3 protein-coding genes are annotated in these 23,102 nt (G+C 49.6%); all 3 read left to right on the top strand.

Annotation, left to right across the window (positions count from 1 at the left end; translation table 11 throughout):
- Positions 1–57 precede the first annotated feature (57 nt).
- The 3 genes from P6910_RS04045 (at position 58) to P6910_RS04035 (ending at position 22,954) form a co-directional block, all read left to right on the top strand.
- The gene (locus P6910_RS04045) at positions 58–7,593 is read left to right on the top strand and encodes an AAA family ATPase (RefSeq protein ID WP_317145004.1); all 7,536 of its coding nucleotides are present in this window, start codon (positions 58–60) and stop codon (positions 7,591–7,593) included.
- A 145-nt stretch (positions 7,594–7,738) separates the two neighbouring features.
- A complete protein-coding gene (locus tag P6910_RS04040) occupies positions 7,739–15,259 on the top strand; it encodes an AAA family ATPase (RefSeq protein ID WP_317145003.1) in 7,521 nt (2,506 codons plus the stop codon).
- Between the two features lie 147 nt (positions 15,260–15,406).
- Positions 15,407–22,954 carry an AAA family ATPase gene (locus P6910_RS04035; protein WP_317145002.1) on the top strand — a complete coding sequence of 2,516 codons (7,548 nt, stop codon included), beginning with the start codon at positions 15,407–15,409 and terminating at the stop codon, positions 22,952–22,954.
- The last annotated feature ends 148 nt before the right edge of the window (positions 22,955–23,102 follow it).

Genomic DNA, 23,102 nt, shown 5'->3' with positions numbered 1-23,102 from the left:
CACGGTCATATTATTAAACAATTTCAATTTAATCCTTCAGATGCCGGGAGGTCGACTATGGATGGTCGCATTAGTGGAGAGAAAATAAAGGAGCCCGTTCCCAATACTGGCACGCCTGTCAAAAGAGCAAAGCTGGATTTACCGCTAACTATCGCCAAGGTCACCAGTACAGCTGCCAGACTCGATATATCGTCAACTCCCGGTGAGATGCCTGACAAACCGAGAAGGGTATCCTCAACGGACTCCTTGCTTCAAAAGATCTCGAATGCCTTTGATTTTCGTTTTGTCACCAGCGATGACGAGGTTCGACAGCTTTTGGCTGCCACTACCGGTGATGAACATCGCGATGTTGCCCTTATTTCCCATCCCGATGACCTTTTACAGGCTAACCTGGTGAGCCGATTGAGTATTTCCGAAGAGGGTCGCCACACTCTGGGTTCAGGCAAGCTGTTCGAAGGTTCACAGCCATTGACTCTGGTAATGGATATCCGAAAGCTCACCAGCGAAGAGTTGCCAAAATTTAACGATCTGCTGGACCCGGATAACCCCTGTCTGTACGACAAAGTCAGTCAGTACAAGCGCCCTCTGGGCCAGCATGTTTCTCTATTGGTTCTGGCAGCCCCTGCACAGCTGAGATCGCTTGGCAGGCGTGATGACGCACCTGGCGCTGATTTCTGGCGACGAATTAATCGACCGGAAAATACCTGGAAGTTCGACGCACAGACTGGCAATGACCCATCGATAAAGATCGACAAGGTACCTCCGTTATTGGCTGAACTCCCCGGTGCCGTAAATCCTATGGAAGATGACAATACCGTTGTTATTGACTGCCACTTGCACAGTCACTGGCGACAGTTGCTGCTGGGCGGCCCCGGGGTGGATAAACAGGGGCGAATCCAGCATCTTCCCGGCAAGCTTGAGCTATTGAAGGCCGGACAACGGGTGATACTGAAGGGGGCCGACTGGCAAGATCTGGCCTTTGAACAGACCCTTAGACAGATGCTGGCGCAACACTGCTTTGAGAGCAATGGCAAGATCTGTCCGTTACCCGACGATGTTCAGTTTTATCAGATGCCGGTAGGGAATGACGAGCTTCATTCACTGTTGCAAAGTTTGTCCCACTCTCATAACAAACAGGGTGACAAAAGACTTGATAAAGAGCAGGCACCAGCAAACCCGATCATCATCAACGAGAGTAATATTGTTCAATGGCTGAACCCAATTGCCATCGCCCCGGAAGGCTTCGCAGTTCCTAATACCTGCCTGTTGGAACAGGTTCGTAACGGTGGTACCGTCACCGTAACCTCTCCTCTCACTGAGGCAGATTGGTTTTGTTTGCTGGGCTCACTGCAGACTATTCAGAAGACAACCGGCCTGGAGCCCCGGCTTCAGGTGGTAAATGCAAAAGGACAACCAAAAGCCCTGGGTTTGACAGAAAACGACAAATACCCTCTACCCAACCCACTGGAAAAAGTCAGAAATCGCGCTGCCTTTGATTCCGTCACTTATCAACAATCTGCCCAGGCAAATCATTGGATCAATGGTCTCCTGCAAGCACCCCTGATTATTCAGGTCAATGAACAGACCAGTTTCAGCCAGCTATTTGATAATATCCATATCACCTCCGAACAAAAGGCCCATTTTGGACACCGTAATACTGCGTTGCAGGAGGCATTAACCGCTGGCAAACCGGTGGTATTGCGGGGGCTGGAGACTAATCCAACCCTTCAGCAGCTTCTGGAACCCCTGATTATTGGACAACCTCTGTTGGTGAATGGCCAATTACAGGCCTATCCAAAAGCTCATGTCACCCTGCTCTGGCCTGCGTCTGCAAAAAGCCCGTCGTCAATAGTTAATCTGATGGTCGCCAAAGGTAGCCCCTGTCTTGAAGTCGATCTTTGGGATATCAATGTCCTCAGGCATGGTATCCCACGGACTGAACTGCCAGAACAGGCGCTTTATAAACTTTACAAAGCCTTCAAAACCGTACCTGCTCAGCTTTGTAACCCACTGCCAGAAATAACTGAAAGTTTGTTAAACAATCTGATACTGGCTGCCCGGCGAGCACAGCAGGTTGATCAGTCCCTGCAACTCCTGCCCTGCCACTGGCGCAAGGCTATCAATAGCGTCATCACCCATGGCACCCGACAGAACCCGACTGTGCGTGATTTTATGAAAGTGGCCTGTTGGCAATTGTTACCGGATAAGCATCAGGCCGCCACGGTAGACCCGGATCAGTTAATGGCCATTATCAAGGGTTCCCGGCGGTTGGATAGAAGGTTTGTGAAGCAGAACCTCTGGCGGCTGACCCGGGCCTTTGATCCGACAGTCTTGATGGAGAACCCGTTTGAAGGATTACAGCTGTCCTATGAAAGTCCACTGCCTGGGTGGGCTCCAAAAAAAGTTCTGGACAAGGTCTGCGCCCTGATCGTGGCCCATGGGCCTGAAGCACATCGGCAGGCAATGGCTTATCAGTTGGCAGTGGATCTGCAGACAGCGAAACACTATCTACCCTTAGCCATCAGGCCATCAAGACAGATTAAACGTTTGCAGGATGCACTGGCTTCTGGCTGGCAGTTAATCTTGCCATCGGGGCAGACCCGGTCCGATGCCATTCAGGCGCTGGCCAGCGATTGTTTCCACATCGTCAGGACAGCCAACTCTGAAGCAGAAGGCATTGAACGCATAAAACATCGACTGTTTGAATCAATGGCATGGCAAGGTTCCACTGATATGCCCTTGTCAGCACTGGCCCGGGATCTTTATCACGGCGAGATAGGTCAGAAAGATCGTGAAAGCCGACGATTATCCCGGCTCCATGAGCGGCTTACAGACTCTCCCGTTATCTTCCTGCAGGGAGAAACCGGCACCGGGAAAAGTTACTTTTCTGGCAAAATTGCCAGGGCTTCGGGACAAGCTTCAGTCATTTCCCTTGGACCTTGCGACAGCGAACAGACCCTGATGAAACGCTGGCAATGGCAACAACAGGCCGATGGCGACCGTTCTATGGTGCAGCAAAACCGGGCGTTGATGGAATGGGCCAATAGCAAATCCGACAAAGACGGAGAATACATTACCCTGGTCCTGGATGAAGCCAACCTGGCCCAGACCGGATTGCTGGCATCATTAAACGGCTTATGGGAACCGCAACCCTGCATTTACGTGAATGGCCATCCTGTCAAGGTCAGCCCAAAACACCGGGTGATTCTCACTGGTAACCCGGATCATTACTCCGGGCGCCAAATGGACCCGGCCCTGAAAGAGAAACTGCCCAGAGCTTACTACCCACGCCTGGACCAGGCATTCCTTCGGGACAGGGTGGTGGAACCGGCTCTGGCCAATCATTTACAACGGCACCTGCCGGAGCAGCAAATAAACGACATTGCACACAATGCCACCAAAGGTGTGATGGCACTCTGGCAATATTATCAGGAACTCTTGCCCGACCATGAGTTTACCCCCAGGGATTTAACCGATATCTGCAGTTGGGTGGGCTGGTATCTGGATCGTGCCCTGCCTGCACGCGGCAGTGTGACCCGTGAGCAAATACACAGTTTGATCCAACAGAGTTTTCGGGATGTACTGGGGCCCGAAATCACCGAAACATATCGGGATGCCCTGTCAGCTCTGGAAATCTGGTTTGCTGCCCGTTACCACCCGAACAATACCCTGAGCAACAAAGTTTATAACCACACCCTGCAGGAAATGCAGCAGACCTTCAGGACAGTCAGCGAAAAAATCCGACCAGACTTTGATACCTCCGGATCGGCAGTCCGTGAACTGGTGCAACAGCTTGGACAGGATTTAAACCGCTGTCAGCAGGCTTATCATCTCGACAGGAAACACGGCGGTCGTCAGGCAACACTGATTGAAGGCCCGGCCGGACGAGGCAAGGATGCCACGCTGAATCTGGTGATTGAAAGCGTCAGACAGGAGGCTGAGCGACGGGGAGAATCCATGCCGGAAGTCTTCCTCCTGAACGCCTGTGATTGTTCCTGGGAGAAACTGTGTGAAAAGATCCAGAAGGCAAAAATTAAAGGTGGCATCGTGGTGATTTCAGAAATGAATCTGATCGACAGCCAGCATCTGGAAGGGGAGCTAAACGATATTCTGGCCGGTGACGCCCATCCGGGTTTCCACCTGTTTGCCACCATCAACCCGCCTGAGTACAGCGGGCGAAAACCCTTATCACCGGCGCTGAAAGGGCGTTTTCGACATTTACCCATTCGGCAGTACAACCCGGCAGAATTACAGACCATTGCCGAAAAAGTGTTGCCAGAGTCCTCAGAAGGGACATTCGTCGCTAAAAAACTAACAGAGAAACATTGTCGTTTAAGAGCTTACCTGCAACGCACAAAACTGCCGTTGCAACCGACCAGCCTTGATTTGCAGAATGTTGCCAGGGCTATCACCAGAGGAGGCGACTTTAGCGAAAAAGCCGTTCATCAATGCCTCAATCAGCACTACCGGCTTTATCTGATGGCCGCCAGCCTATCGCTGGAGAAACTGCCCGGATCTTCGGCTTTTGTCATGGGGAAGAGTGAATTTAATTCCGGACTTTGCTATTGGTTCAATCAAACGGTATCGAACATTGATCGTCCGTGGTTGATTCGAAACAGTCATCTCAACAGTGTTGATGAAAAAAACCATGAATTTTGTATCAAGACTTGTCCGACTGTAGAGGAAACCAAAACGGAACTCATCAGGACGGTGGCTCAGAAAAAATGGCAGGCATCCGGTCTTTCCCTGAAGCCGGATCAGTCGGACGATATTTTCACACAGGCACTGTACAGACACTGGCAGCAATGCTGGTTCGCTGGTGATTTTAGCCTTACCGAAGTGGACGCTAACAGCGTATTTCCTCTGACCAAAGAACAGGCACAAATACTGAAAATGCCAGCTTTCCAGCCTTATCTTCAGGAGGCTGGTAAGCAGATACAGGCATGGAAGGCCCATGACGTTCAATGCTGGCCCGCATTTTGGCATCAGATCAGTGATCTGCCGAACCATTGGGTAAACGATTTTATTAACGAGGTATCAGCGATCAGCGGTGACGACGCTCCTGAACCCTGCGACCCGGAAGTCGAGGAAGAAGAAGCTCCGGCATTGGACCGAAGAACGAACTACGAAGATGAGGAGATGCCAAAGGTTGAACTTTATAAAATTTTTGATTCGCAGCATTCCCCTGCGATGTATCGCTGGCAGGCATGGGATATTCGTGTCACTGCCAGGGGTGAAATCAAAAAGATCAATCTTGACGGTAAACACTTTCTGGGGGTCGAAACCCTGACATCTGACCAGTTGCCAGGAAATGACCAGGAAGTGATATTAACCAGAAATCAAACGCTGGCGACCCTTCAGATATTACCAAAGAACGGTCAATGTCCATTGCCCAGCCTGACGGCCAGTGACTCTATCGTGGCCCTGTGTATAAAACCCAGTCTGCCCTTTAAACTGATCAGGGACCAGTATACCGGGCTGCATACACTGTTTATTCCTCTGGCCGCAGCCGACCAGAGTTTTCAATGTACTTATGTCGTAGACCCCGGAAAGCCGGGCCGTAAAACGGGTGCTAAAGAAGCCCTTTTTGACGTCCACTGTTCAGAAGGCATGAAGTCCGTATTGAAAGAACTGTTTGATAACATCGACGCACAACCCGCCAAAATACAGGCACCGTTGCACAAAATAATAAACGCTAAAGACGTCAGGCAACGCATTAACGCAATCACGGAATACTGCCAACAGTTCTCCGGTGAAGCTGCACCAGAAGAGAATAAAAATTTCTTCCACTTCCTGGTAACACAGCAGCAAGGTCGCTGTCGTCATCGCTCGCCTGTTTTTGTCGCTTTTTGCCGTTATTTCTCAATTCCCTGCCGGGAAATTAGTAGCGGTATCCACAGCTTTCCCGAGTATTCCGTGGATGGTGGCCAATCCTGGGAGTCAGTGGATTTGGGCGGGACGCCCATGGAGGCAACAGTAATTACACCTCACTACAGGAAATTCGGTGATTTGAACACTCGCTTAAAAAAGATTAAGAATCTCCTGCAAGGTGCTGATTCAGCACAACAGCAAGCTCTGGCTAAAGCCTATGATATGAGCATCGAGACACTTGGCACAGCCCTTGAGACAAACAGTACATTCCACATAAAACATCTAAGTAATGACGCATTGGTACACAATCTTTGGAAGCAAAAAGATTTAGCCGGTTTTTCTATGGGAGTCTCAATCCTGATAGAGGCAGAAACATTGGACTCTTTCGATAAGGAATTGATCGGTAATGTGCCCAACCACTATGGGAAGCCCCATAATCCGATGTCGGCGGCGGTAAGACAAATATTGTTAGACAATGATGCAGATCAGGTCATTGAACTACTCAGGTCATTGCACTCAAAAATGATTGTTGAGGAAGAAGCAAGCCCTCTGCAGTGGTTGTTTTCAATGAATAAAATACTGCTGTACACTGACTTTACCAAACCTTCATTTAGACACTTTGCCAATAAAGCCCTGCAATTGGGTTGGCTGGATCCACTGCCGTTCTACAACGACAAGATTATTGAGGCCGATGGACACCATGATCTGTTGAAGAGACTTGAAGACGTCGATGAACTGAAGGTTGCAGCCACAGATTGCCTGAAAAAATGGTATCAGACCCTGTTGCACAGGAAAAAAAATAGCGAGCAATGGTGTCGTTTTTATAGCTACGATCAAAAGAATAATCTCGATGCCTTGTTGATTACTCACTGTCATGATGGTTTTTCAAAATCCCTTGAAAATAAAATCACCCACCGAACTCTAAAGAGCCGCTGGACCGACCAACCCGGGGGTATTCCGAATATAGAACGAATGCTGGCGCACCAACCTGCGTTTGAGCAGTTGATCTCGGGCAGGGCGAACCAGCGTCCGGTAATTATCACGGGAGGCGTTTTATGGCGCGACACATTGATTAATGAAAAGGCCGAAGTCCTGTTCCAACGAAAAGTTGAGAGCAATCCGGAATTGAGGACATTATCGGAAAAAATCAAAAAATATGAGGCGATAGAACTGGAACGCGACAGAGCTCTGGCCGACTTGCATGAAGAGAGAGCAAACGTCAACAGATTCAGTTTTTTTTATAAGCAATATGAAAATAAATTAGAAGAAATCGAGAAAAAACATCTCGAAATCATAAGCAACTACCAACGCACTCTGGAGCCCCATAAGGTATCAACTGATGAGAAGTTCCTTCTGAGAGATATAGAACGCAAATACTCAGAAGCGATTCGTCAGGCCTTCAGTCATTATCTGTATGGAGTGACACACTCAAAAGGCGGCTCTTTGACGTATTGCTGGGTCGACGCTTCCTTAGGGAATCCCCGCCGCTACAAAAACTCCTATGGTGCTCATGAGCCATCCTCACCGCAAGAGCTGTATGACATGACGCGTCATATTGACAGCTCTTTATCGCTTCAGAGTTCTGTAAAGGATGCTTACTTAAAGCAGGCACAAAACGCCAGTAACGCTCTGGTGATCAAATCCCGTGACTTGACAAAAATTGCCGACGAGTTTTTGAACACTGTGAATTTAAATTCGCTGTATGAGTCATTAGATACCTAATAAGCATTTGGCCATGATGAGTTTTTGAGATCGGGGTCTTCCTCCAATAGTCAGGGCTATCTCTTTAAATGGAACTTTCGTTCATTTCTAAAGTCTAAATATTAAAGGCTTTCAATTTGATCCGTAAGATGCAAGGAGGCTGGCTATGGATGGTCGTATTTGTGGTAAAAAAATAAAGGCTCCCCTCCCCGATATTGCCACACCTGCCAAAAGAGCAAAGCTGGATTTACCGCTAAGTATTGCCAAGGTCAACAGTGTAACTGCCAGACTCAATATATCGTCAACTCCGGGTGTGATGTCTGGCAAACCGAGAAGGGTATCCTCAACGGACTCATCGCTTCAAAAGATCTCTAACGCCTTTGATTTTCGTTTTGTCGCCAGCGATGACGAGGTTCGACAGCTTTTGGTTGCCACTGCCGGTGATAAACATCGTGATGTTGCCCTTATTTCCCATCCCGATGACCTTTTACAGGCTAACCTGGTGAGCCGCTTGAGTATTTCCGAAGAGGGTCGCCACACTCTGGGTTCAGGCAAGTTGTTCGAAGGTTCACAGCCATTGACTCTGGTAATGGATATTCGAAAGCTCTCCAGCGAAGAGCTGTCCAAATTTAACGATCTGCTGGACCCGGATAACCCCTGTCTGTACGACAAAGTCAGCCAGGAGAAGCGTCCTCTGGGTCAGCATGTTTCTCTATTGGTCCTGGCAGACCCTGCACAGCTGGCATCGGTTGGCAGGCGTGATGACGTACCGGGGGCCGGCGCGCCTGGCGCTGATTTCTGGCGACGAATTAATCGACCGGAAAATACCTGGCAGTTCAACGCACAGACTGGCCATGACCCATCGATGGAGATCGACAAGGTACCTCCGTTATTGGCTGAACTCCCCTCTGCCGAAAGTGCTATGGACGACGACAACACTGTTCTTATTGACTGTCACCTGCACAACAACTGGCGACAATTGCTGCTGGGCGGCCCCGGAGTGAATAAACAGGGGCGAATCCAGCACCTTCCCGGCAAGCTTGAGCTATTGAAGGCCGGACAACGAGTGATTCTGAAAGGGGCCGACTGGGAAGATCTGACCTTCGAACAGACCATTCGACAGATGCTGGCGCAAAAATGTTTTGAGAGCAATGGCAAGGTCTGCCAGTTACCCGACGATGTTCAGTTTTATCAAATGCCGGTGGGGAATAACGAGCTTCATTCACTGTTGCAAAGCCAGTCCCGCTCTCGTTACAAAGAAGATGACAAAGGACTTGATAAAAACCAGGCACCAGGAAACCCGATTATTATTAACCAGAGTAATATCGCCCAGTGGCTGAACCCGATTGCCGTTGCCCCGGAAGGCTTTGCTGCCCCTAACACCTGTCTGTTGGAGCAAATTCGGGCAGGTGGTGCCGTCACCGTAACGTCCCCCCTCACCGAAGCACTCTGGTTTCGTTTGCTGGGTTCATTACAGACTATTCGCGAGACGACCGGCCTGGAGCCCCGGCTTCAGGTGGCTCATGCAAAAGGACAACCAAAAGCCCTGGGTTTGACAGAAAACGATAAATACCCTCTGCCCAAACCACCGGAAAAAGTCAGAAATCGCGCTGCCTTTGATACCGTCACTTATCAACAATCTGCCCAGGCAAATCATTGGATCAATGCTCTCCCGCAAGCACCCCTGATTATTCAGGTCAATGAACAGACCAGTTTCAGCCAGCTATTTGATAATATCCATATCACCTCCGAACAACAGGCCCATTTTGGACAACGTAAGACTGCGTTGCAGGAGGCATTGACCACTGGCAAGCCGGTGGTAATGAGGGGACTGGAAAGCAATCCAACGCTTCAGCAGCTTCTGGAACCCCTGATTATTGGACAACCCCTATTAGTGAATGGCCAATTACAGGCCTATCCAAAAGCTCGTGTCACCCTGCTCTGGCCCGCGTCTGCAAAAAGTCCGTCGTCAATGGTTAATCTGATGATCGCCAAAGGTAGCCCGTGTCTTGAGGTTGACCTTTGGGATATCAATGTCGTCAGGCATGGTATCCCACGGACTGAACTGCCAGAACAGGCGCTTTATAAACTTTACGAAGCCTTTAAAACCGTACCTGCTCAGCTTTGTAAGCCACTGCCAGAAATAACTGAAAGGTTGTTAAACAATCTGATACTGGCTGCCCGGCGAGCACAGCAGGTTGATCAGTCCCTGCAACTCCTGCCCTGCCACTGGCGCAAGGCTATCAATAGCGTCATCACCCATGGCACCCGACAGAACCCGACTGTGCGTGATTTTATGAAAGTGGCTTGTTGGCAATTGTTACCGGATAAGCATCAGGCCCCCACGGTAGACCCGGATCAGTTAACGGCCATCATTAACGGTTCCCGGCGGTTGGATAGAAGGTTTGTGAAGCAGAACCTCTGGCGGCTGACCCGGGCCTTTGATCCGGCAGTCTTGATGGAGAACCCGTTTGAAGGATTACAGCTGTCCTATGAAAGTCCACTGCCTGGGTGGGCTCCAAAAAAAGTTCTGGACAAGGTCTGCGCCCTGATCGTGGCCCATGGGCCTGAAGCACATCGACAGGCAATGGCTTATCAGTTGGCAGTGGATCTGCAGACAGCGAAACACTATCTACCCTTAGCCATCAGGCCATCAAGACAGATTAAACGTTTGCAGGATGCACTGGCTTCTGGCTGGCAGTTAATCTTGCCATCGGGGCAGACCCGGTCCGATGCCATTCAGGCGCTGGCCAGCGATTGTTTCCACATCGTCAGGACAGCCAACTCTGAAAAAGAAGGCATTGAACGCATAAAACATCGACTGTTTGAATCAATGGCATGGCAAGGTTCCACTGATATGCCCTTGTCAGCACTGGCCCGGGATCTTTATCACGGCGAGATAGGTCAGAAAGATCGCGAAAGCCGACGTTTATCCCGGCTCCATGAACGGCTTACGGACTCTCCCGTTATCTTCCTGCAGGGAGAAACCGGCACCGGGAAAAGTTACTTTTCTGCCAAAATGGCCAGGGCTTCGGGACAAGCTTCAGTCATTTCCCTTGGACCTTCCGACAGTGAACAGACCCTGATGAAACGCTGGCAATGGCATCAACAGGCCGATGGCGACCGCTCTATGGTGCAGCAAAACCGGGCGTTGATGGAATGGGCCAATAGCAAATCCGACAAAGACGGAGAATACATTACCCTGGTTCTGGATGAAGCCAACCTGGCCCAGACCGGATTGCTGGCATCATTGAACGGCTTATGGGAACCGAAACCCTGCATCTATGTGAATGGTCATCCTGTCAGGGTCAGCGAAAAACACCGGGTGATTCTCACCGGCAACCCCGATCATTACGCCGGGCGCCAAATGGACCCGGCCCTGAAAGAGAAACTGCCCAGGGCTTACTACCCCCGGTTAGACCAGGCATTCCTTCGGGACAGAGTGGTGGAACCGGCTCTGGTCAAGCATTTACAACGGCATCTGCCGGAGCAGCAAATAAACGACATTGCACACAGTGCCACCAAAAGTGTGATGGCACTCTGGCAATATTATCAGGAACTCTTGCCCGACCATGAGTTTACCCCCAGGGATTTAACCGATATCTGCAGTTGGGTGGGCTGGTATCTGGATCGTGCCCTGCCCGCACGCGGCAGTGTGACCTGTGAGCAAATACACAGTTTGATCCAACAGAGTTTTCGGGATGTACTGGGGCCCGAAATCACCGAAACTCATCAGGATGCCCTGTCAGCACTGGAAATCTGGTTTGCTGCCCGTTACCACCCGAACAATACCCTGAGCAACAAAGTTTATAACCACACCCTGCAGGAAATGCAGCAGACCTTCAGGACAGTCAGCGAAAAAATCCGACCAGACTTTGATACCTCCGGATCGGCAGTCCGTGAACTGGTGCAACAGCTTGGACAGGATTTAAACCGCTGTCAGCAGGCTTATCATCTCGACAGGAAACACGGCGGTCGTCAGGCAACACTGATTGAAGGCCCGGCCGGACGAGGCAAGGATGCCACGCTGAGTCTGGTGATTGAAAGTGTCAGACAGCAGGCTGAACAACGGCAAGAATTGATGCCGGAAGTCTTTTACCTGAATGCCTGTGATTGTTCCTGGGACAAAGTGTGTGAAAAGATTCAGAAGGCAAAAGTCCATGGCGGCATCGTGGTGATTTCAGAAATGAATCTGATCGACAGCCAGCATCTGGAAGGAGAGCTAAACGATATTCTAGCCGGTGACGCCCATCCGGGTTTCCACCTGTTTGCCACCATCAACCCGCCTGAGTACAGCGGGCGAAAACCCTTATCACCGGCGCTGAAAGGGCGTTTTCGACATTTACCCATCCGGCAGTACAACCCGGCAGAATTACAAACCATTGCCGAAAAAGTGTTGCCAGAGTCCCCGGAATGGATATTAGTTGCTAAAAAGCTAACAGAAAAACATTGTCGTTTAAGGGCTTACCTGCAACAGAGAAAACTGCCGTTGCAGCCGACCAGCCTTGACCTGCAGAATGTCGCCAGGGCTGTCTTCAGAGGGGGCGACTTTACCGATAAAGCACTTCATCAATACCTCAATCAGCACTACCAGCTTTTCCTGATGGCCGCCAAACTATCGCTGGAGAAATTGCCCGGGTCATCAGCTCTTGCCGTGGAGAAAAGCGAATTTAATTCCGGACTTTGCCAATGGTTAAATCAGACAGTATCGGACATTGATCGTCCGTGGTTGATACGAAGCAGTCATCTCAGCAGTGTTGATGAAAAAAACCATGAAATTCGTATCAAGACTCATCCGGCTGAAGAGGAAACCAAAACAGAACTCATCAGAATGGTGGCCCAGACCAGATGGCAGGCATCCGGTCTTTCCCTGAATCCGGATCAGTCGGACGATATTTTCACACAGGCACTGTACAGACACTGTCAGCAATGCTGGTTCGCTGGTGATTTTAGCCTTACCGAAGTGGATGCTAACAGCGTATTTCCTCTGACGAAAGAGCAGGCACAAACGCTGAAAATGCCTGCTTTCCAACCTTATCTTCAGGAGGCTGATAAGCAGATACAGGCATGGAAGGCCCGTGACGTTCAATGCTGGCCCGCATTTTGGCATCAGATCAGTGATCTGCCGAACCATTGGATAAACGATTTTATTAACACAGCATCAGCGATTAGCGGTGACGACGCTCCTGAACCCTACGACCCGGAAGTCGAGGAACAAAAAGCTCCGGCATTGGACCAAAGAACGAACTATGAAGATGAGGAGATGCCAAAGGTTGAAATTTATAAAATTTTTGATTCGCAGCACTCCCCTGAAATGTATCGCTGGCAGGCAAGAGATATTCGTGTCACTGCCAGGGGTGAAATCAAAAAGATCAATCTTGATGGTAAACACCTTCTGGGGGTCGAAACCCTGACATCTGACCAGTTGCCAGGGAATGACCAGGAAGTGATATTAACCAGAAACCAAACGCTGGCGACCCTTGAGATATCACCAAAGAACGGTCAATGCCCATTGCCCAGCCTGACGGCCAGTGACATTATCATGGCCCTGCACATAGAACCCTGTTTGCCATTTAAAGTGATCAGGGACGACTATACCGGGCTTCATACACTGTTTATTCCTCTGGCCGCAGCCGGCCAGAGTTTTCAATGTACTTATGTCGTAGAACCCGGAAAGCCGGGCAAAAAAACGGCTGCTAAAGAAGCTTTTTTTGACGTCCAGTGTTCAGAAGGCATGAAGTCCGTACTGAAGGAACTGTTTGATAACATCAACAAACAACCCGCCAAAATACGGGCACCGTTGCGCAAAATAATAGACGCTAAAAACATCAGGCAACGAATTAGGGCAATCACGAAATACTGCAAACGGTTCTCCGGTGCAGCTGCACCAGAAGAGCATGAAAATTTCTTTCAATTCCTGGTAACACAGCGGCAAGGTAGCTGTCGTCATCGTTCGCCTGTTTTTGTGGCTTTTTGCCGTTATTTCTCAATTCCCTGCCGGGAAATTAGTAGCGGTATCCACAGCTTTGCCGAGTATTCCGTGGATGGAGGTCAGACCTGGGAGTCAGTGGATTTGGGCGGGGAGCCCGTGGAGGCAACAGAAACTTCACCTGTCTATCAAACTGTCAGGAAGGACGGTGATTTGAGCACTGAATTAAAAAAGATTAAGAATCTCCTGGAAGGTGCTGACTCAGCACAACAGCAAGCTCTGGCCAGAGCCTGTTATATGAGCTTCGAGGAACTGCACAAAGCCCTTGAGACAAACAGTACATTCCCCCAAAAAAATCCAAGTACTGCCACATTGGTACAAAATCTTTGGAAGCAAAAAGATTTAGCCGGTTTTTCTATGGGTGTCTCAATCTTGATGGAGACAAAAGCATTGAGCTCTTCAGAGAAGGAATTGCTCGGTGATGTGTCCGACCACTATGGGAATCGCCATAATCTGATGTCGGAGGCAGTAACACAGATATTGTTGGACAATAGTGCAGATCAGGTCATCGAACAACTCAAGTCATTGCACTCAAAAATGATTGTTGAGGGCGGAGCAAGTCCCCTGCGGTGGTTGGATTCAATGAATAAAATACTGCGATACAGCGACTTAACCATCCCTTCGGTTATTCACTTTGCCAATGCAGCCATGCAATCGGGTTGGCTAGATCCACTGCCGTTCTACGACGACAAGATTATTGGGGCAGATAAACACCATGATCTGTTGAAGAGACTTGAATACGTCGATGAACTGAAGGTTGCAGCCACAGATTGCCTGAAAAAATGGTATCAGACACTGTTGCACAGGGGAAAAAATAGCAAGCAATGGTGTCATTTTTATAGCGACCACCAAAAGGATAAACGCAATGCCTCCTTCATTACTGACTGTCATGATGGTTTTTCAAAATCCCTTGAAAATAATATCCCCGAGCGATCTTTAAAGGTCCGCTGGACCGACCAACCCGGGGGCGTTCCGAATATAGAACGACTGCTGGTGCGCCAACCTGCGTTTGAGCAGTTAATCTCGGGCAGGATGAATCACCGTCCGGTAATTATCATGGGGAAAATTTTATGGCGCAACACAGTGATTAATGAAAAGGCCGAAGCTCTGCTCCAACGAAAAGCTGAGAACAATCCGGAATTGCAGACATCATCAGAAAAAGTCAAAAAATACAAGGCGATAGAACTGGAACGCGACAGAGCGCTGGCCGACCTGGATAAAAAGCAAGATCAATTTGAATCAGAAGAAATCGAGAAAAAACAGCTTGAAATCGAAAGCAGCTACCAACGGATTCTGGAGCCCTTTAAGCTATCAATTAAGGAGAAGATCCTTCTGGAGAAATCAGAACAAAAATGCAAAAAGGCGATTTATCAGGCCTTCAGTCATTATCTGTATGGAGTGACACACTCAAATGGCGGCTCTTTGACGTATTGCTGGGTCAAGGCTTCCTTGGGGTATTCCTGCTTCACAGACTCCTATGGCGCACATGATCCATCTTCACCAGAAGAGCTGTGTTTCATGTTGTCTTCAATTAACAGTCAATGTGCGGATATTCTTTTTGTTGAGGATGACCACTTACGACTTGCGCAAAACGCCAATAACGCTTTGGTACTCAAACCCTGGGAGCTGACAAAAATTGCCGACGAGTTTTTGAACACTGTGAATTTAAATTCGCTGTATGAGTCATTGGATACCTGATAACCATTTGGCCATGATGAGTTATTTGAGATCGGTGATTTCCTCCAATAGTCAGGACTATCTCTTTAAATGGAACTTTTTTCCAACCCTGAGGTCATATTACTGAAGACTTTCAGTATTAGTTTTATATGACAAAGGAGATGGACTATGGATGGTCAGATTGGCACAGGCACAAAAAAACGCGCTCTTGATCTTGGCCTGCCTGATGATGGCGTAGCAGCCAAGATAGCAAAGCTGGATCTAGCGTCAGAGCCAAAGAAGGATGTAGGAATTTGCTCTGAAGTAAGGCCCAAACTGGAGAGATCACCGTCTTCGGAGAGGTTGCCTGCCAGAGCGAGAACTGTATCCTCAACGGACTCCCCCCTGCCAAAGCCCACTCATGCCTTCGATTTTCGTTTTGTCGCCAGTGATGATGAGGTTCGACAGCTTTTGGTTGACCAGACCTGCAATGAAGGCCGGGACGTCACCCTGATTTCCCATCCCAATGACCTTTCTGAGGCTAACCTGCTGAACCGATTGAGCATCTCCGCTGATGGTCGCCACCTTCTGCGTTCGGGCAAGCTCTTTGAAGATTCGCAGGCATTGACCCTGGTGCTGGATATCCGAAAACTCTCCAGCGCTGAACTCCCCCGATTTAACGATCTACTGGACCCGGATAACCCCTGTCTGTTCGACAAAGTCAGCCAGAAGAAACGCCCTCTGGGCGAGCATGTTGCTCTGCTGGTGTTGGCGGACCCTGCACAGCTGAAATCTCCCGGCAGCACAGACGAGGTACCGGGGGCTGATTTCTGGCGGCGAATTAATCGACCGGGCAATACTTGGCAGTTCGATGCTCAGACCGACAATAAAACCGATAATGTCCTATCGATGGCCATCAATAAAGTTCCTCCACTATTGCCTGAATTGCCCAGTGTCGAAGGCACCATGGACGACGACAATACCGTTTTTATTGAGTGTCACTTGCACAGCCACTGGCAACAGTTGCTGCTGGGTGGTCCCGGAGTGGATCAGCAGGGGCGAATCCAGCATATCCCCGGCAGGCTTGAGTCATTGAGAGCCGGACAACGGGTCATTCTGAAAGGAGCCAACTGGCAGGATCTGGCCTTTGAGCAAACAATTCGACAGATGCTGGCGCAACAGTGCTTTGAGAGCAATGGCAAGCTCTGTCGGTTACCCGACGATGTTCAGTTTTATCAAATGCCAGTGGGGGAGGATGAGCTTCATTCACTGTTTCAGACCCTGTCCCGCTCGAGTGACAAAGGGTTTGGTAAAGGGCAGACACCACAAAACCCGATCATTATTAACCAGAGTAATATTGCCCAATGGCTGAGCCCGATTGCCATTGCTCCGGAAGGCTATGCAGTCCCTAACACCTGTCTGCTGGAACAAGTTCGGGCAGGGGGTGTGGTCACCGTAACCTCTCCCCTCACTGAGGCACATTGGTTTCGTTTGCTGGGTTCTCTGCAGACTATTGGCGAGACCACAGGCTTAAAGCCCCGACTTCGGGTAGCTCATTCAAGACAACAGCCGAAAGCTCTGGGACTGACAGAAAACGATGCCTACTCTCTGGCCAATAACCACCATCTACAGGAAAAAAACAGAGAGCAAACCGACATTAATGCCTTCATTTATCAGCAACCTGCCCATGCAGATTATCATGTCAATCGTCACGGTGAAGCAGCTCTTGTCATTCAGGTCAATGAACAGACCCGCTTGAGCCAGCTATTTGATAATATCCATATCACCTCGGAACAAAAGGTACATTTTGGACGCAGTCAGAGTGGCTTGCAGAAGGCATTGACCACTGGCAATCGGGTGGTCTTCCGGGGGCTGGAGAGCAATCCAACCCTTCAACAGCTTCTGGAACCCCTGATTGTCGGGCAACCTCTGCTGGTGAATGGCCAATTACAGGCCTATCCGAAAGCTCGTGTGACAGTACTCTGGCCTGAGTCTGTGAAAAGCCCATCCTTAGTATTTCGTTTGATGGTCGCCAAGAGTGAGCTGTATCCAGAGCCCGACCTCTGGGATATCAATGTCCTCAAGCATCATATCCGCCGGGCAAAACTGCCAGAACAAGCCCTTCACTCACTTTACAAAGCATTCAATACCGTACCTGGCTACCTGTGCAAACCCCTGCCAGAAATGACCGCAGGGTTGTTGAATAACCTGATACTGGCTGCCCAACGAGCTCAGCAGGTTGACCATTCCTCAGAGCTTTTACCCCGCCACTGGCGCAAGGCCATCAATAGTGTCATCACCCATGGTACCCGGCAGCATCCGGCGGTGCGTGATTTTATGAAAGTGGCTTGTTGGCACTTGTTACCGGATAAGGATCAGGCCGCCTCGGTAGACCCGGATCAGTTAGCGGCCATCATCAATAGCGCCCCGCGACTGGATAGAAAGTTTGTCAGGCAGAACCTGTGGCCACTGGTCCGAGCCTTTGACCCGGCAGTGTTTAAAGGTGCCGGATTAGAGCTGTCCTATGAAAGTCCGTTTCCAGAGCGGCGTGAAAAAGACTTTATGGACAGGCTTTGTGCCATGATCGCGGCCCATGGGCCTGAGGAAAAACGAGACGCCATAGCCTATCAGTTGGCAGTCGATCCGGCGGCAACAAAGCCCTGGCAATCCCTGGCCATCAGGCCAACCAGACAGATTAAACGTTTGCAAGATGCTCTGGCTTGTGGCTGGCAGTTACTTTCGCAATCAGGGCAGACCCGATCCGATGCCATTCAGGCTCTGGCCTCCGACTGTTTAGACATTGCCAGAGGAGAATATGTCACAGAGAATCCTCACTCAGAACGCATTGAACGCATAGAAAATCGACTGTCTGATTCACTGCAATGGTCGGGTTCTGGTGATAGGCCATTGTCAGCAATGGCCCGGGATCTTTATCACGGCGAGATGGGTCAGGAGGATCGTGAAACCCGTCGATTATCCCGGCTCCATGAGCGGCTTAAAGACTCTCCCGTTATATTCATCGAGGGAGAAACCGGCACCGGGAAAAGTTACTTTTCAGCGAAGATGGCAAAGGCTTCAGGACAGGCTTTAGTCATTTCCCTCGGACCTTCTGACAGTGAACAGACCCTGATGAAACGCTGGCAGTGGCAACAACAGGCCGACGGCGACCGCTCTATGGTGCAGCAAAACCAGACGCTGATGGAATGGGTCAATAGCAAATCCGACAAAGACGGAGGCTATGTTGGAGGAAACTATATAACCCTGGTGCTGGATGAAGCTAACCTGGCTGAAGCCGGATTGCTGGCGTCATTGAACGGCTTATGGGAACCGGAACCCTGCATCTATGTGAATGGTCATCCTGTCAAGGTCAGCGAAAAACACCGGGTCATTCTCACCGGCAACACCGATCATTATGCCGGGCGTCAGCTGGACCCGACCCTGAAGGAAAAACTGCCCAGGGCTTTTTACCCACGCCTGGATCAGGCTTTCCTTAGAGACAGGGTGGTGGAACCGGCTTTGCTCAATCAGTTACAACGGCATCAAATAAACGACATTGCACACAGGGCCACCAGAAGTGTGATGGCACTGTGGCAATATTATCAGGAGCTGTTGCCCGAGCATGAGTTTACCCCCCGGGATTTAACCGACATCTGCAGCTGGGTGGGTTGGTATCTGGATCGTGCCTTATCCAAAGGCGACACTGCCAGCTGTGAGCAAGTGAACAGTTTGATCCGGCAAAGTTTCCGGGATGTCTTGGGCCCCGAAATCAGCGAGACTCAACAGGATGCCCTTTCAGCACTGGAAATCTGGTTTGCTGCCCGTTACAAACCGGACAACACCCTGCGCGACAAAGTTCATAACCACACCCTGCCAGATATTCAGCGGGACTTCGAAGCATTGACCAAAGAAATCCAACCTGAGTTTGATACTTCCGGATCGGCAGTCCGTGAACTTGCGCAACAGCTTGGGCAGGATTTAAGCCGCTGTCAGCAGGCTTATCATCACGACAGAAAACACGGCGGTCGTCAGGCAACGCTGATTGAAGGCCCGGCCGGACGGGGTAAGGATGCCACGCTGAACCTGCTGATCAAAAGTGTCAAACAGCAAGCTGTAGAACGGGGAGAATCCATGCCAGAGGTCTTTCCCCTGAATGCCTGTGATTGTTCCTGGGACAAAGTGCGTGAAGCGATCCAGAAGGCAAAAGTCGATGGCGGCATCGTGGTGATTTCGGAAATGAATCTGATCGACAGCCAGCATCTGGAAGGTGAGTTAAACGGTATTCTGGCCGGTGACGCGCATCCGGGTTTTCATCTCTTCGCCACCATCAACCCACCTGAATACAGCGGTCGAAAACCCTTATCACCGGCGCTGAAAGGACGTTTCAGACATTTGCCGATCCGGCAGTACAACCCGACCGAATTACAGACCATTGCCGAAAAAGTGTTGCCACAGAACGCGGAGGGGAAATTCGCGGCTGAAAAGCTGACTCAGCTACATTGTCGATTGAGGGCAGACCTGAAACGGAAAAACCTGCCGTTACAGCCCACCAGCCGTGATTTACAGAATGTCGCAAAGGCTGTTGCCAGAGGGAGCGATTTTAGCGACAACGGACTTCATCAATACCTCACTCAGCACTACCAGCTTTTCCTGATGGCCGCCAATATATCACTGGACAAACTGCCAGAGTCATCAACTCTTGCCATCGGTAAAGGCGTGTTTGATTCCGAACTTTGCGAATGGTTCAACCGAACATTACCCAACATTGATCGTCCCTGGACGATACGAATCAGTCACCTCGACAGTATTGATGAAAAAAACCATGAAATTCGTATTAAGGCTCGTCCGAATAACGAAGAAGTCAAAGCTGAAATCATCAGGACGGTGGCTCGGGCCAAATGGCAGGCATACGGTCTTCCCCTGAAGCCGGATCAGTCGGACGATATGCTCATCCAGGCACTTTACCGACACTGGCAACAACGCTGGTTTGCTCATGAGTTTCGCGAGACGGGCGTGGATGCCAATAGCGTCTTTCCCCTGACGGAAGAACAGGAACAAACACTGAAAATGTCTGCCAACCAGCCTTATCTTCAGGAAGCTGATCAACGGATAGGGGCATGGAATTCCGACGCAGTTCAATTGTGGCCCGCGTTTTGGCACCAGGTAAGTGATCAGCTGAACCACAGGCTTGACGATTCTGAAAAACACATCCTGAAAGCCCTCAGGAAAAAGGCCAGGGTGTTGGACCGGATAACTAACTATGAGCATCTGGAGACGCCACAGTGTTATAGCTATAAAGTTTTTGATATCGAGTACCCTTCATCCGTGATGAATCGCTGGTGGGTAAAGGATATTAATGTGACTGCCGAGGGTGATGTCGAACGGCCCGATATCAATGATCAGGACATTGAAGGGTTTGAAACCCTCACACCGTCGCACGAACTGCCAGAGACATTAACCAGCGTTCAAACACTGGCGAAATTTAAAACGTCATCGAAGAATGGTCAGTATCTATTGCCCGGCCTGATGCCTGACGAGTCTATCCTGGCTCTGCGTATACAACCCGAGATGGCATTTACCCTGATCAGGGGCCGATATACCGGGCTTCACTGGCTGTCGGTTCCAGAGGCCAGAGCCGATCAGTTTATTTACGTGACTTACGTCGTAGAACCGAGAGAAGCGGGCAAAAAAACACCGGCCGAAGCAGCCCGGGCAGGACGATCAACACGGCCTGACGTCCACTGTTCAGAGGGTATGAAAGAGGTACTGAATGGATTGTTTGAGAACATTGCCGATCAGCCATCTGAAATACGGGTGGGCTTGGAGACAATAAAAAAAGCTAAAAACACAAAGCAACGTATTGAGGCGATCACGGACTATTGCACACAGTTTTCCGGCGAGACTGAGCCAGAGAACAGTGAAAATTTCTTTAAATTCCTGGTCACACAGCGACAAGGTAGCTGTCGTCATCGTGTGCCTGTTTTCGTTGCTTTTTGTCGTTATTTCGGGATTCCATGTCGGCAAATCGATAACCCTGCCCACAGCTTTGCTGAGTATTCCGCGGATGACGGTCAAACCTGGACATCGGTGGATTTGGGCGGGGCAGTTGCAGGATTAACAGAAATCAAATCTGACTCCCGGCCCATCTGGAAGGTAAGAGATTCCAGTAATGTGTCAGCGAAGATTAAGGATTGCCTGCAAAGGGCTGATTTTGCGCAACAGCAAGCTCTGGCTGAAGCCTGTGGTATGAGCCTCGGGGAACTGAACAAAGCCCTTGCTTCAGACAGGGCATGGTCAGCAACGAATCCAGGTCTCTCCAGTATTCTGAAGAACCTTTGGCAGAGAAAGGATTTAGCCGGTTTTTCCATGGCTGTCTCAGTGATCGAGTCTCTGGGGACAGAAGCATTGGCCTGCGTCGAGAAAGAATTTAAAGCAATAGCGGAGGCAGCCAGACATATACTGTCCAACAGTGATAAAGATCAGATCACTGAGCTTCTCAAGTTACTCCATTCAAAAATAATGGATCAGGCCGGAGCAAGCCCTCATCAGTGGTCGCGTTTAATAGTGGGCATATTGAAAGACAGTGACTCAAGCAAACCTTCGGTGATTCATTTTGCCTATGAAGCCATGGAATCGGGTTGGCTGGACCCACTGCCGACCGATAGAGATCATCTTATGCTGACCCCGCAACTTAATCTGGTATTGTCGGATCTGGAAGGCGTCGATGAACTGAAGGTTAAAGCCGCCCATTGCCTGAAAAAGTGGTATCAGACGTTTTATCCCAGGGAAAAAAATAGCCAGGAATGGCAGTTGTATTATAAAAACATCAAAGAGGATGAAGGTGATACCCACGCCTTCATCACTGATAGTCATGATGGGTTTTCGTTATCCCTTGAAAAAAGTATTGTCGACTCATCTTTAGAGGAGGCCTGGACGGACCAACCTGAGGGCATTCCCAATATAGAACGAATGCTGGCGCACAATCCAGCATTTGTGCAGTTAACCCCGGGTAAGGCGAACCACCGCCCGGTGATTATCGTAGGGCAACCTCAATGGGAAGACACAGCGATTGATGAAAAGGCCGATGCCCTGTTTTATCAGAAAGTTGAAAACAGTCCGGTATTGAAGCCGTTATTGGAAAAAATCAATCAATATCTGGCAACCAAAAAAGGGCAAGACCTCTATCTTGATCAAGCATTTGAAAATATGATTACACAGTTGCAGCATGGCGCTAATAATCCCGCTAAGGGTAGAGCTGTAAAAGAGTTGCAGTTTATAATTAATCAGGCATGTATGGGTATCAAAAGCAAATACAAATCCATGTCCACTGAGTTGTCCACTGAGTTGTCACCTGAGGAGCGAACACTTGTGGATAATTTAAAAAGCAAATGCTCCGAAGCCATCCGTCAGGCCTTCATGCATTACCTGTTCGAATTGACACACTCGAAAGGCGGTTCCTTAACGTGTTGTTGGTCAGACTCTTGCATGTTGGGAGCCTACTCGACCAGCACTACCTCCACCTATGGTGCTCATGATCCCTCCTCTCCAGAAGAGCTGGATGCCATGATGGAATTAACAAATCACTCTATCTCCAGGACAACTATCAAAGATGACTACCTGCGACAGGCACAGAACGCCAGTAACGCTCTGTTACTGAGAACCGCTGAGCTGACAAAAATTGCTGAAGAGTTTTTGAACAGTGTGAATCTGAACTCGCTTTATGAGTCATTGGATCGGTGATAAGCGTTTGGTCATGATGAGTTTTTCGAGATCGGCTACTTCCTTCAATGCTAACGGCTAACTATCCAAGCGGAACTTCCATCCTGTCTGAAGGTCATATTATTGAACATTTTCAATGCAGTCCTTCAGATGACAGGAGAGAGATTGA

Origin of the sequence: Endozoicomonas sp. 8E (assembly GCF_032883915.1) — a bacterium.
Classification (GTDB): Bacteria; Pseudomonadota; Gammaproteobacteria; order Pseudomonadales; family Endozoicomonadaceae; genus Endozoicomonas_A.
This window is presented reverse-complemented; position numbering and strand designations above follow the sequence as displayed.

Coding starts and splice junctions, on each gene's coding strand:
- P6910_RS04045 (WP_317145004.1), top strand. CDS start 58: ATGGATGGTCGCATTAGTGGAGAGAAAATAAAGGAGCCCGTTCCCAAT.
- P6910_RS04040 (WP_317145003.1), top strand. CDS start 7,739: ATGGATGGTCGTATTTGTGGTAAAAAAATAAAGGCTCCCCTCCCCGAT.
- P6910_RS04035 (WP_317145002.1), top strand. CDS start 15,407: ATGGATGGTCAGATTGGCACAGGCACAAAAAAACGCGCTCTTGATCTT.